The sequence below is a fragment of the Streptomyces sp. NBC_00425 genome, from assembly GCF_036030735.1.
In the GTDB taxonomy this organism is placed as follows: domain Bacteria; phylum Actinomycetota; class Actinomycetes; order Streptomycetales; family Streptomycetaceae; genus Streptomyces.
Map to the genome: position 1 here is coordinate 3,435,674 of NZ_CP107928.1, position 12,924 is coordinate 3,448,597.

At 72.7% G+C, this 12,924-nt stretch carries 9 protein-coding genes; 3 read left to right on the top strand and 6 right to left on the bottom strand.

Features of this window, described 5'->3' with window-relative positions; all coding sequences use genetic code 11:
- Positions 1-48: 48 nt before the first annotated feature.
- Positions 49-570, top strand: coding sequence for a DUF1990 domain-containing protein (locus tag OHS82_RS14380; protein ID WP_057583516.1), 522 nt, complete (start codon positions 49-51; stop codon positions 568-570).
- A gap of 116 nt (positions 571-686) precedes the next feature.
- Here OHS82_RS14380 and OHS82_RS14385 read toward each other — a convergent pair whose 3' ends face one another.
- The 6 genes from OHS82_RS14385 to OHS82_RS14410 all read right to left on the bottom strand — a co-directional run bounded on the left by OHS82_RS14385 (position 687) and on the right by OHS82_RS14410 (position 8,537).
- Positions 687-956, bottom strand: coding sequence for a hypothetical protein (locus OHS82_RS14385; RefSeq protein ID WP_328433964.1), 270 nt, complete (start codon positions 954-956; stop codon positions 687-689).
- A 20-nt stretch (positions 957-976) separates the two neighbouring features.
- Complete coding sequence (locus OHS82_RS14390) at positions 977-1,150, bottom strand: hypothetical protein (RefSeq protein ID WP_157876458.1); 174 nt, start codon at positions 1,148-1,150, stop codon at positions 977-979.
- Positions 1,147-2,379 carry a vWA domain-containing protein gene (locus OHS82_RS14395; RefSeq protein WP_057583558.1) on the bottom strand — a complete coding sequence of 411 codons (1,233 nt, stop codon included), beginning with the start codon at positions 2,377-2,379 and terminating at the stop codon, positions 1,147-1,149. Before OHS82_RS14395 ends, OHS82_RS14390 begins: the two co-directional genes overlap by 4 nt.
- Positions 2,380-2,534: 155 nt before the next feature.
- Entirely contained in the window at positions 2,535-3,860 is a 1,326-nt protein-coding gene (locus OHS82_RS14400; RefSeq protein ID WP_328433965.1) for an AAA family ATPase, read from the bottom strand.
- Positions 3,861-4,117: 257 nt separating this feature from the next.
- Complete coding sequence (locus OHS82_RS14405; RefSeq protein WP_328433966.1) at positions 4,118-5,557, bottom strand: hypothetical protein; 1,440 nt, start codon at positions 5,555-5,557, stop codon at positions 4,118-4,120.
- Positions 5,558-5,912: 355 nt separating this feature from the next.
- Positions 5,913-8,537: a glycosyltransferase family 1 protein gene (locus OHS82_RS14410; RefSeq protein ID WP_057583512.1), complete on the bottom strand. Its 2,625-nt coding sequence runs from the start codon at positions 8,535-8,537 to the stop codon at positions 5,913-5,915.
- Positions 8,538-8,897: 360 nt separating this feature from the next.
- Here OHS82_RS14410 and OHS82_RS14415 point away from each other — a divergent pair, with 360 nt between their 5' ends.
- Both OHS82_RS14415 and treS read left to right on the top strand, forming a co-directional pair.
- The gene (locus tag OHS82_RS14415) at positions 8,898-11,198 is read left to right on the top strand and encodes an alpha-1,4-glucan--maltose-1-phosphate maltosyltransferase (protein WP_328433967.1); all 2,301 of its coding nucleotides are present in this window, start codon (positions 8,898-8,900) and stop codon (positions 11,196-11,198) included.
- On the top strand, positions 11,195-12,895 hold the full coding sequence (gene treS, locus OHS82_RS14420) for a maltose alpha-D-glucosyltransferase (protein ID WP_266728442.1): 1,701 nt from the start codon (positions 11,195-11,197) through the stop codon (positions 12,893-12,895). The genes OHS82_RS14415 and treS overlap by 4 nt, the downstream gene beginning before the upstream one ends.
- The last annotated feature ends 29 nt before the right edge of the window (positions 12,896-12,924 follow it).

Genomic DNA, 12,924 nt, shown 5'->3' on the forward strand with positions numbered 1-12,924 from the left:
GCACCCGGGACGAAGGCGGTCCCGGGTGCCGCCCTACTCTTGGCTCCCATGTCTTCGAAGGACTTCACGTACGACGACGTCGGCGCCACGCGCGACCGCCCCGGCTCCTGCCCCGCCGGCTTCCACCCGCTCCACGTCCGCGCACGCCTCGGCGAGGGCCACGACGTCTTCCGGCGCGCGGCGGACGCCGTCATGACGTGGGAGATGCACCGCGCCCTGGGCGTCGGCATCGACGCCACGGCAGACCGCGCGGCCCCCGACGTCGACGTCACCGTCACCCTGGCCGGCGTCGTCAAGGCTCCCTGCCGCGTGGTCTGGACGGTGGACGAACCCCGGCGCGCCGGCTGGGCCTACGGCACCCTGCCCGGCCACCCCGAACGCGGCGAGGAGTCCTTCGTCGTCGACCGCACGGGAGACGGCACGGTCTGGCTGACGGTGACAGCATTCAGCCGCCCCGCGAAGTGGTACACCATTGCCGCCGGCCCGGCGACCAGAGGCCTTCAACAGGCCTACGCCCGCCGCTGCGGCAAGGTCTTGCGCGAGCTGTCCGGGGGCGGGGACGACGCGTAGCCGCCCTCCCGGGCGGCGGGGCGGACGGGCCACTCATCCGAAGGCCCCGAGCCGTCGGCTTCGAGCACACGGGAGCCGACGGTAGGACGTACGCGCCCCGTCACGGCTTCCCACCGTCAGCCCGGGTAAGCGCGGACCTTGGGATCGGATCCGGGCACATCGCTCGGCAGACCGCGCCGCTCGATGCTTCCGTCAATGATCCCGACGAGGAACGAAAGCGCACCACCGTCGCATTCCCACCATTCCAGGTTGCGACTGTTCACGACGACGGGCCAGCTTTCGGGGTCACTCCCCGTCACGCGCCAGTAGAAGACGTCGCCGGACAGCGACTCACTCCACGGAATCAGGCCCCCGGGCTCCGGGTGTGCGACATATCCGTCGGCCATGTCTTCTTTCTGGAGATCCCTCAACACGAGCCTTCCGTCAGCGGACGGTCGCGGGCATCGAAGGTCGCCGTCGTCGCGCCCGCCTTCGTACGGTTGCCTGCGGCGTCCCACTCGTACGACGTCGGCGCCGTGCCGTCCTTCGCCGACGTAGCTATCGACGCCGTCGCGGTGACCGGCTCCGTCTGGGTCGTCATGCGACCCAGGGCGTGCCTCCCATCGTCCCGATCTCCACCACCCGGGCCCAGGCGGGCGGGGTGTCGGGGACGTAGTCGGGGTTCGTCTCGTCGTAGCCGGTGCGGCCGCGGGGGAACAGGCCGATCACCGTGCGGCAGGACGGGCGGGTTTCGGGCCAGGGGGTCTGACCGTCGGTGAGGACGACGATCGCGTCGGGGCGGGGGCTGGTCCGCAGGGCCTTGGCGAAGCCGGTGCGCAGGTCGGTGCCGCCGCCGCCCACCAGGGGGATGCCCTCGGCGCGGCACAGGGTGTGCACCGTGCCGGCCGACGCGTCGCACGGCATCACGGAGACCAGGTCACGGCGGCCGCCCACGGCACGGGAGATGGCCGCGACCTCGAGGAGCGCGCTGCCCAGTTCGGCGTCGCTGACCGAACCGGACGTGTCGATGACGACGCATACCCGGGGCGGCCGGCGTCGCAGGCTCGGCAGGACGACGCCGGGCAGGCAGGCCGAGCGGCGCGCGGGACGGCCGTAGCTGTAGTCCTCCCCCGCGCCCGGACCGGAGGCCGCCGAGCGGACCGCAGCGCCGAGCAGTTCCCGCCAGGGCTGCGGCGGGTGGAAGGCCTCCTCCGCCCACCGCTTCCACTGTTTCGGCGCCGACCCCGGCCTCCCCTTGATGCCCTGCGCCACCCGGAACCGGACGGCGTCGCGTTGCTGCTCGCTGAGGCCGTCCGCGCCGTCGGGGCCCAGTTCCCACTCCCGTTCCCGCCCGTCCGCGCCGCTGCCGCAGTCCAGCCAGGACAGGCGCTGCGTGCGCGGCCCGAGCCGGAACTGCCGCAGGTAGTCCTCCATGAGCTCGCCCGGGTGCAGTCCCAGCGAGGCCGGTGTCACGGCCCCGGCGGGTTCGACGAGCCCGTCGCCGTACGCGTCGTCGTTGATCTCGCAGTCCGCGGCGATGTTCATCCGCAGCCGCTCCCCCGGCCCGGTCAGGCCGCGTTCCCTCGCGAGCCGGTCGCTGCGGCCGTGATGGTCGCGCAGCAGGTGCGACACCTCGTGCACCCACACACCCGCCAGATCCTCGACCGGCATCCGGTCGACGAACCCCGGTGAGACGTAGCACCGCCAGTACCGGTCCACGCCCATCGTCGGCACCCGCCGTGACTCCACGACGTTCAGGGCGAACAGTGCCGTCGCCAGGTAGGGACGGGCCCGGGCGGCGTACAGCCGGGCCGCGAGCAGCTTGTCCATGTCCAACGGCGTGCCGGCCGCAGTGCCGGCCGCAACCCGCGCGGACAACGGCACGCCGGCCGCCAGGGCCGCCGGACTCCGCACCCCCGCCGGCACACCCGGCCCCGCGCCGGCCGACCCCCCGCCGGGCCCCGGGCCCGCCGAACCCGCCGTGCTCATCGGGTCGCCTTCGTCGTGTCGGCGTGACGTGCCTTCGTGCGGGCCGCCGCCCGGTCCGCGCGCCGGGACAGGGCCACCGCGCCGCCGAGGCCCTCGATGGACGCGGGGACGTCCCAGTCGTCCTGGCGCAGCGCGGCGAGGGTGGTCGCCGGGACCACCACCAGGTCGGGGGCCCCGGTCTCGACCGCCCGCACCAGCAGCGCCCACGCCGCGTCCCAGCGGGACCGGTCCGGGCGGGACCGGACCGCCGCCACCACCGCGTCCAGCGCCGCCTGGCGCAGATCCCCCCGCTGGGGCAGCTCGGCGCCGGCCGGATCGGCGAGCAGGTGCTCGGGGTCCGGCAGGTCCATCCGGTCCAGGCCGGCGAGCAGTTCGAGCCCCGGCCCGTCGCCGACCGCGCCCCGCACCAGCAGCGAGAGCACATCCCGGGAGGAGCCCGCCGCCGTGGCGAAGGCGATCAGGCTCAGGGCCATCTCCCAGCTGCGCGGCGACGGCCATGCGCCGCCGCGGCGGGTCTCGCCGCTGGGCAGCCGGTGGACGAGCGTGGGGCGGGCGGCCAGCAGGCCGCACACCGCGCGGCGCGCGAGGTCGACGGCCTCGGGCAGCTTCGCCGGGTCGAGCCGCGGCAGGGTCGCCCGGGGCCAGGTCCCGCCGAGGCCGCGGACGACGACCTCGTGGTCGTGGGTCCACTGCAGATGGACGAACCGGTTGGCCAGCGGCGGGCTCAGCTCCCAGCCGTCGGCCGCCGAGGACCGGGGGTTGGCTGCGGCGACGATCCGCACGCCGGGCGGCAGCCGCAGGGCGCCGATCCGCCGCTCGAGCACCAGCCGCAGCAGCGCGGCCTGCACGGCGGGCGGCGCGGTGGACAGTTCGTCGAGGAACAGCAGTCCGCGGCCGGCCCGCACCAGTCGTACCGCCCAGTCCGGCGGGGCCATCGGAACGCCCTGCGTCTCGGGGTCGTCGCCGAGGACCGGCAGCCCCGAGAAGTCGGACGGCTCGTGCACGCTGGCGATCACGGTGGTCAGCGGAAGGTCGAGAGCGGCGGCCAGCTGGGTCAGCGCGGCGGTCTTGCCGATGCCCGGCTCGCCCCACAGCAGCACGGGCAGGTCGGCCGCCACGGCCAGGGTCAGGGCCTCCAGCTGGGTGTCGGGGCGCGGTTCGGTGGTGACGTCGCGCAGCAGGGCCAGGAGGTCCGCGGCGACGTCGAGTCGGGCGGCCGGGGCGTCGGGCGGGGTCAGGACGTCCGACGGCGGGGCGCTGTCCGGTGGGGACGGGGCGTCGGCGGCGGCGTCGACGAGGGCGAGCGGGGCGCATGCGGGCATGGTGATCACCTTTGGGTTCGCGAGGGCGGGTCATGAGGGGCCGTGCGGGATCGTCAGCGGCGGGGAGGCCTTGCGCAGTCGTGCGAGGCGGAGTGGGGACGGATGGACCGGGCGGCGACGGGCGGGGACGGATGAGGCCGGGCGGCGGCGGGCGCGGACGGGCGAAGTCCCGCGAGGTCGTGCGGCAGCAGGCGATGGGACGTTGGGGGAGGGACGTCAAATTGGGTGACGGCGAGCCGGATGCGTGCGGATCGCGTTCAGCGGTCTGACATGTGACGCGGACGCGAGCGGATGCCGGCCGGACGGGGCTCGCGCGGCGGAACGCGGGCCGGCGCGGGTCCGGTCAGGCCGGCTCGGTACAGCCCGTAGGTGATCCGCCGTCGGGCGGCCGCCTCGAGTTCCTCCCGCAGCGCGCCGTCGCGCAGCAGCGCCTCGGGGCCGAGCAGCCCTTCGACGACGGCCAGCGCGCCGGCGATGTCGCCGTGGACGAGGCGTTCGCGGACGCCGGTGAGACAGTCCGGGCGGCGATGGGCCTCGTCGACGGCCCGCAGACACGGCAACGGGGTTCCGCTCAACGCGACCAGGAGTTCCTCCCGCCGGAGTTCGGCCGGATCGTGGTCCAACGGGACGAGCACCCCGTCGACCGGACCGATCCGGTGACGGGCTCCCCGGCACTCCACGAAACGCGGCTGCCCCGGCCGGTCGGCGGCCTCAGGACGGTCCTTCGGCCGCCCGCCTGGGACCAGAGCCGCCGCGACCAGCGGGTGCAGCCGGTCGGCGTCGATCGCGCCGGCGCGCAGCAGTTCCAGGTCGGGCGGCGTCCAGGTGGCGGCGTCGGGCAGCACGGGCAGCGCCGGACCGGTTCTCGGGACGGCGCCGGCTCCTCCGCGGGCGGGCGCGACGCGCGGTGCGGGCGGTCCGACACCGTCGTCCCCCTCCCTCTCCAGGACCAGCCGGTGCCGTCCGCCGAGCCGCACCAGGACGGCGCCGCCGGGCCGTCCCTCAGCCCGGAGCAGGAGGTCCGCCTCGGCCGCCCATCGGTCGACGGCGCCGGTACGGCCGTCGGGCACCGCACCCGGCGGCAATGTGAGGCGCGGCGTCCGCTCGTCGTCCTGCGGTGCACCCGGCGTCCGCGCCGCCGTCGCCCCGGACCGCGTCCGCAGCTCGTCCGTGCGGCGCGCGTCCCACAGATGCCGGTGCAGGTCTAGACGGAACCGCCGGCTGGGGTGGGGGTGGGGGTGCGGATGGCCGGGGCCGGCGCCGCGGCCCGCGCGGAAGCCCTCCCACAGCGTCAGACTGATCCGCTGGCCCGCGTCCGCCCAGGAGGGCGGCGTCCGTACCACCAGATGCACCGGCCGCCCGCCTCGCCCCGCGCCGTCGTACCGCGCGAGGGCGACGGTCATGCCGGGCCGCAGCAGCCCGTCGGGGGCGATTCTCGGCAGATGCCAGCGCAGCAGGTCGGGAGCCAGATGCCGCAGGTCGCAGCGGAGCCGGGAGGCGAACTCCCGGCCGAGGCCGATCGTCAGGGTCCGCAGGTCCAGATCGACGTCGACGCCCGCCGCGGCGCAGGCACCCGCCCAGTCGCCGACCCGGCGGCGAGCCGTCGCGGTCTCGATCATGGAGGCCGGCACGGCGAACTCGCGCACGCGCGGCCAGAAGGAAAGCCGGGAATCCTCGTTCACGAGGTGAGTCGTCATCAGCACTCACCTTGCGCGGACGGGTCCCCCGATCTGTCGTCAGAAGAAGTAGTCATCGCCGGGAGCGTAACGCCCCGCCCGCGGTCCGGCCAGGGATTTTCGCCGCCCCGGACGGACCGGGGGCGACGGACGGACCGGGGGCGAACTGGCTGCGGGCGCACGGACGGCGGAGGGGCCGCGCGCGGACGGCCGGCGGACGGAGCGCACCGGAGGGTGGCCGCCCGCCCCGTCCGCCCGCCGGGTGCGGCGAGCGGACGGCGGCGCGGGGCCCGACGGTCGGCGCCCCCGCCGGGTCACGTGCTCCTCCGGGCAGGCCTCTTCCGGGTCGGCCTCTGCCGTTCGGTCTCCTTCCGGGTCAGCGCAGCAGGACGCCCGCCCCTTCGACCGTCTCCTCGGACGGCGCCTCCAGCAGACCCAGTTCGGCGCCGGACGCCAGCAGGCGGTGGGCCGGGAGGATGCGGACCGTGTACCCGAAGGGGCCGGTGCGGTCCAGCGACAGCGGGCCCTCGTAGACCCACCTGCCCTCCAGGTCCGGGCCGCCCGCCGGTTTCAGCGGGACCGTGGCCGCGTCCGTGATGCTGTCCTCCTCGTCGACTCGGCCCGAGACCGCCTGCACCTCGACGTCGTCGGGGGTGAGGTCGCCGAGGCGCACCCGCACCCGCAGGGCGAGGGTCGTGCCGAGTTCGGCCGAGACGGTGGCCGCCGACGTCTCCACGTGGTCGACCGCCACCGCGTGCCAGGCCGAGCGCACCCGCTGCTTCCAGCCGGCGAGCTCACGCGCCGTGCCGGGGACCATCGTCCGGTGCGCGTGGGCGGCCGGGGTGTAGAGCCGCTCCACGTACTCGCGCACCATGCGTCCGGCCAGCACCTTCGGGCCGAGCAGGGTGAGGGTCTGGCGGACCATCTCGATCCAGCGGTCGGGCAGTCCCGCCCGGCCCCGCTCGTAGAAGCGCGGTGTGATGCGCTGTTCCAGGAGGTCGTACAGGGCCGTCGCCTCGATGTCGTCCCGGCGGTCCGGGTCGGTTCCGGCGCCGTCAGCGGTGGGGATGGCCCAGCCGAAGTCCGGCTGGAACCACTCGTCCCACCAGCCGTCCAGGACGGACAGGTTGAGGCAGCCGTTGAGCGCGGCCTTCATTCCGGACGTGCCGCAGGCCTCCAGCGGGCGGAGCGGGTTGTTGAGCCAGATGTCGCAGCCGGGGTACAGCTTCTGCGCCATGGCCATGCCGTAGTCGGGCAGGAACACGATGCGGTGCCGGACCCGCGGGTCGTCGGTGAACCGGACGAGTTCCTGCACCAGGCGTTTCCCGCCGTCGTCCGCCGGATGCGCCTTGCCCGCGACGACGATCTGGATCGGCCGCTCGGGGTGCAGCAGCAGGTCCATCAGCCGGTCCCGGTCGCGCAGCATCAGCGTCAGACGCTTGTACGACGGGACCCGGCGGGCGAAGCCGATGGTCAGGACGTCGGGGTCCAGGACGCCGTCGATCCACCCCAACTCGGCGCTCGCCGCCCCTCGTTGACGCCAGGAGGCGCGCAGTCGCCGCCGCGCCTCCAGCACCAGTTGCTCGCGCAGCTCGCGGCGCAGCTCCCAGATGTCCAGGTCGGGGATGTCGGCGACGGAGTCCCAGCGGTCGGAGCCGCCGACGCTGAGGGCGTCCTCGGCGCGTTCGGCGCCGATCTGCCGGGCGCCGAGGCGCAGCACCTCGGGGGCGACCCAGGTCGGGGCGTGCACGCCGTTGGTCACGGAGGTGATCGGCACCTCCTCCGGGTCGAAGCCCGGCCACAGCCCGGAGAACATTCCGCGGCTGACCTGACCGTGCAGCAGCGACACCCCGTTCGCGCGCTGCGCCAGTCGCAGTCCCATGACGGCCATGTTGAAGAGGTTCGGCTCGCCGCCGGGGTACGTCTCCATGCCCAGCCGCAGGATGCGGTCGACGTCCATTCGGGGCAGCTCGGCGTCGGGGCCGAAGTGCCGGGCGACCAGATCCCGGTCGAAGCGGTCGATGCCGGCCGGGACGGGCGTGTGCGTGGTGAAGACCGTCCCGGCCCGGACGGCTTCCAGCGCCGCGTCGAAGTCCAGCCCCGCGTCGCCGAGTTCGGCGATGCGCTCCAGGCCGAGGAAGCCGGCGTGCCCCTCGTTGGTGTGGAAGACCTCGGGTTCGGCGTGACCGGTCAGCCGGCAGTACGTGCGTACCGCCCGGACACCTCCTATGCCGAGCAGCATCTCCTGCAGCAGCCGGTGCTCGCTGCCGCCGCCGTAGAGCCGGTCGGTCACCCCGCGCTCGCCGAGGTCGTTGTCCTCGACGTCGGAGTCGAGCATGAGCAGCGGGACCCGGCCGACCTGCGCCAGCCACACGCGGGCGTGCAGCTGCTTGCCCGCGGGGAGCGCGAGGGAGATCCGGGCCGGCGTGCCGTCCGCCTCCTTCAGGAGGGTCACCGGCAGCTCGTTGGGGTCCAGGACGGGGTAGTGCTCCTGCTGCCAGCCGTCCCGCGAGAGGGTCTGCCGGAAGTAGCCGTGCCGGTAGAGCAGGCCCACTCCGATCAGCGGCACCCCCAGGTCGCTGGCCGCCTTCAGATGGTCGCCGGCGAGGATGCCCAGGCCGCCGGAGTACTGGGGCAGTGCGGCCGTGATGCCGAACTCGGGGGAGAAGTAGGCGACGGCGGCCGGGAGTCCGGCGGAGGCGGGCTGCGCCTGGTACCAGCGGTCGCCGCTCACATAGTCGTGCAGGTCTCCGGCGGCCGCGGCGAGCCGGCGCAGGAAGCGGCGGTCCTCGGCGAGTTCGAGGAGGCGTGCCGGGGGCACGCCGCCGAGCAGTCTCACCGGGTCGCCGTCCGAGCGGGCCCAGCGCTCGGGGTCGACGGAACGGAAGAGGTCGCGGGTCTCCGCATGCCAGGACCAGCGCAGGTTGCGGGCCAGGTCGCTGAGCGGCAGGAGAGGTTCGGGGAGGAGGGGTCGGACGGTGAGTCGACGGATCGCCTTCACATTCCACCTCGGCGTTGCGCGTTCGCTTGATGGGCGCACGGCAGTGTGCGTCCACGTCTGCTACGACGGTACCGGCGTCGGCGCCGGCCTTGCCGGGGGCTGGCCGGAGCCCTGCGGCGAAGGGCCGAAAATCCCGCTTTCACTCCCCTGGGCCACCTTGTGGGGCTTCGCCCCGCGCGAGAGGGTGCCAGTGGTGCGTCCGACGACGCCGGCGCACCGAGTCGGATATCGACGTGAGGAGTTAACAACGGGCCGGATTGCTCACCCGTACAGGGTGGAAGGCTCCTCCGGTACTCCCTCGCAGGACCCCCTCCCACCACATCCATCCGCCCACCCCCCTTGATGCGGACAGGAGCGGTCATGCCGGCCAGGCACCACCCCTCGACACCCCCCAGGAAAACCCCCAAGGACGTCAAGGCCTCCAAGGACGCCAAGGGTTCCCAAGAGGCCATGGACTCCGAAGACGTCAAGGACGCCAAGGAGCCGAAGAGCGCGAAGAGCGCGAAGAGCGCCAAGAGCGCCAAGAGCCCGAAGCCGGCGAAGAACGCCGAGCCCGTGCAGTCCACCGGGCACACCGATGCCACCGGGCGCGGTGAAGCCGCCGGGGCCGCCGCGCCGACCACGACCACAACCACGACCACCGCGGACGCAGCGGACGCAGCGGCCACCGCCGTCGGGCGCATTCCCGTTCTCGACGTCCGTCCGCTGGTCCAGCAGGGACGCCGGCCGGCCAAGGCGGTCGTCGGCGAGACGTTCGAGGTCTCGGCGACCGTGTTCCGCGAAGGGCACGACTCCGTCGCGGCCAACGTCGTACTGAGGGATCCGGACGGCGAGCCGGGGCCGTGGACGCCGATGCGCGAACTCGCCCCGGGCACCGACCGCTGGGGCGCGGACGTCACCCCGGACGCGACCGGCCGCTGGACGTACACCGTGGAGGCGTGGGGGGACCCCGTCGCCACGTGGCGGCACCACGCCGGCGTGAAGATCCCCGCCGGGATGGACACGGAGTCGGTCCTGGAGGAGGGCGCCCGTCTGTACGAGCGGGCTGCGGACGGCGTGCCGAGCGGCCCGGAGCGCAAGGCGGTGCTGATCGCCGTCGACGCGCTGCGCGACGGGAGCCGTCCCCCCGTGTCCCGGCTGGCCGCGGCGTTGACGCCGGAGGTGGACGCCGTGCTGGCGCGGTTTCCGCTGCGGGAGCTGGTGACCGCATCGGAAGCGCTGCCCCTGCTGGTGGAACGCGAACGGGCCCTGTACGGCTCCTGGTACGAGTTCTTCCCCCGCTCCGAGGGCACCCCGCAGCAGCCGCACGGCACCTTCCGCACCGCCGCCCGCAGACTCCCCGCGATCGCCGCGATGGGCTTCGACGTCGTCTACCTCCCCCCGATCCACCCCATCGGCGCCACCTTCCGCAAAGGCCGCAACAACACCCTCGACCCACGGCCCGACGACGTCGGCGTGCCCTGGGCGATCGGCTCCCCCGAAGGCGGCCACGACGCCGTCCACCCCGCACTGGGCACCCTGGAGGACTTCACCTGGTTCGTGGAGCGGGCCCGCTCCCTCGGCCTGGAGATCGCCCTCGACTTCGCCCTGCAGTGCTCCCCCGACCACCCCTGGGTCCACAAACACCCCGAGTGGTTCCACCACCGCCCCGACGGCACCATCGCCCACGCCGAGAACCCGCCGAAGAAGTACCAGGACATCTACCCCGTCGCCTTCGACGCCGACATGAAGGGCCTCATCGCCGAGACCGTGCGCCTGCTGCGGCACTGGACCGGCCACGGCGTGCGGATCTTCCGCGTCGACAACCCCCACACCAAACCCGTGGTGTTCTGGGAACGCGTCATCGCCGAGGTCAACCGCACCGACCCCGACGTGATCTTCCTGGCCGAGGCGTTCACCCGGCCCGCGATGATGCACACCCTCGCCCAGATCGGCTTCCAGCAGTCCTACACCTACTTCACCTGGCGTACCACCAAGGACGAGCTGACCGACTACCTCACCGAGCTGTCCGGGCAGGCCGCCTCGTACATGCGGCCCAACTTCTTCGCCAACACCCCCGACATCCTGCCCGCCCACCTCCAGCACGGCGGCCGGGCCGCCTTCGAGGCCCGCGCCGTCCTCGCCGCCACCCTCTCGCCCACCTGGGGCATCTACAGCGGCTACGAACTCTGCGAGAACACCCCCCTGCGCGAGGGCGGCGAGGAATACCTCGACTCCGAGAAATACCAGCTCACCCCCCGCGACTGGGACACCGCCGAACGCGAGGGCCGCACCATCGCCCCCCTCATCACCCGCCTCAACGACATCCGACGCGCCAACCCCGCCCTGCACCGACTGCGCAACCTGCACTTCCACCCCACCGACAAGGAAGCGGTGATCGCCTACTCGAAGACGAGCTCGGACAGCAGCGGATCGAACACGGTTCTGGTGGTCGTCAACCTCGACCCCCACCACACCCAGGAGGCCACGGTCTCGTTGGACATGCCGCAACTCGGCCTGGACTGGCACGAGTCGGCGCCGGTGCGCGACGAGCTCACCGGCGAGACCTACCACTGGGGCAGGGCCACCTACGTGCGCCTCGAACCGGGCATCCGGCCCGCGCACGTATGCACCGTCCTGCGACCGTCCTACCCGCAGAGCGGAGGGTCACCCACATCATGATCGTCAACGAGCCCGTTCCGGACACCTTCGAGGACACGCCCGCCAAGGACCGCGATCCCGAGTGGTTCAAACGCGCCGTGTTCTACGAGGTCCTCGTCCGCTCCTTCCAGGACAGCAACGGCGACGGCATCGGCGACCTCAAAGGCATCACCGCCAAACTCGACTACCTGCAATGGCTCGGCGTCGACTGCCTCTGGCTCCCGCCCTTCTTCAAATCCCCCCTGCGCGACGGCGGATACGACGTCTCCGACTACACCGCCGTCCTCCCCGAATTCGGCGACCTCGCCGACTTCGTCGAATTCGTCGACGCCGCCCACCAACGCGGCATGCGCGTCATCATCGACTTCGTCATGAACCACACCAGCGACCAGCACCCGTGGTTCCAGGAGTCCAGGAACAACCCCGACGGACCCTACGGCGACTACTACATGTGGGCCGACGACGACAAACAGTACGCCGACGCCCGCATCATCTTCGTCGACACCGAAGTCTCCAACTGGACCTTCGACCCCGTCCGCAAGCAGTATTTCTTCCACCGCTTCTTCGCCCACCAGCCCGACCTCAACTACGAGAACCCCGCCGTCCAGGAGGAGATGATCTCCGCGCTGCGGTTCTGGCTGGACCTGGGCATCGACGGGTTCCGCCTCGACGCCGTGCCCTATCTCTACGCCGAGGAGGGCACGAACTGCGAGAACCTCCCGGCCACGCACGAGTTCCTGAAGAGGGTCCGCAAAGAGGTCGACGCGCACTATCCGGACACGGTGATCCTGGCCGAGGCCAACCAATGGCCCGAGGACGTCGTCGACTACTTCGGCGACTACGCCTCAGGCGGCGACGAATGCCACATGGCGTTCCACTTCCCCGTCATGCCCCGCATCTTCATGGCCGTCCGCCGGGAATCCCGCTACCCCGTCTCCGAGATCCTCGCCAAGACCCCCGCCATCCCCGCCAGCTGCCAATGGGGCATCTTCCTGCGCAACCACGACGAGCTCACCCTCGAAATGGTCACCGACGAAGAACGCGACTACATGTACGCCGAATACGCGAAAGACCCGCGTATGCGCGCCAACATCGGCATCCGCCGCCGCCTCGCACCCCTCCTCGACAACGACCGCAACCAGATCGAGCTCTTCACCGCCCTCCTGCTCTCCCTCCCCGGCTCCCCGATCCTCTACTACGGCGACGAGATCGGCATGGGCGACAACATCTGGCTCGGCGACCGCGACGCCGTCCGCACCCCCATGCAGTGGACCCCCGACCGCAACGCCGGATTCTCCTCCTGCGACCCCGGCCGCCTCTCCCTGCCCACCATCATGGACCCCGTCTACGGCTACCAGGTCACCAACGTCGAGGCGTCCATGTCGTCGCCCTCCTCGCTCCTGCACTGGACCCGCCGCATGATCGAGATCCGCAAACAGAACCCCGCCTTCGGCCTCGGCACCTACACCGAACTCCCCTCCTCCAACCCCGCCGTCCTCGCCTTCCTGCGCGAACACGAGGACGACCTCGTCCTGTGCGTCCACAACTTCTCCCGCTTCGCCCAACCCACCGAACTCGACCTCAGCCGCTTCCACGGCCGCTACCCCGTCGAACTCTTCGGCGGCGTCCGCTTCCCACCCGTCGGCGAACTCCCCTACCTCCTCACCCTCGCCGGCCACGGCTTCTACTGGTTCCGGCTCCGGACGGAAGCGGTCTAGAACCCCGCAGCGGGGCGGTTTCCTCTGCC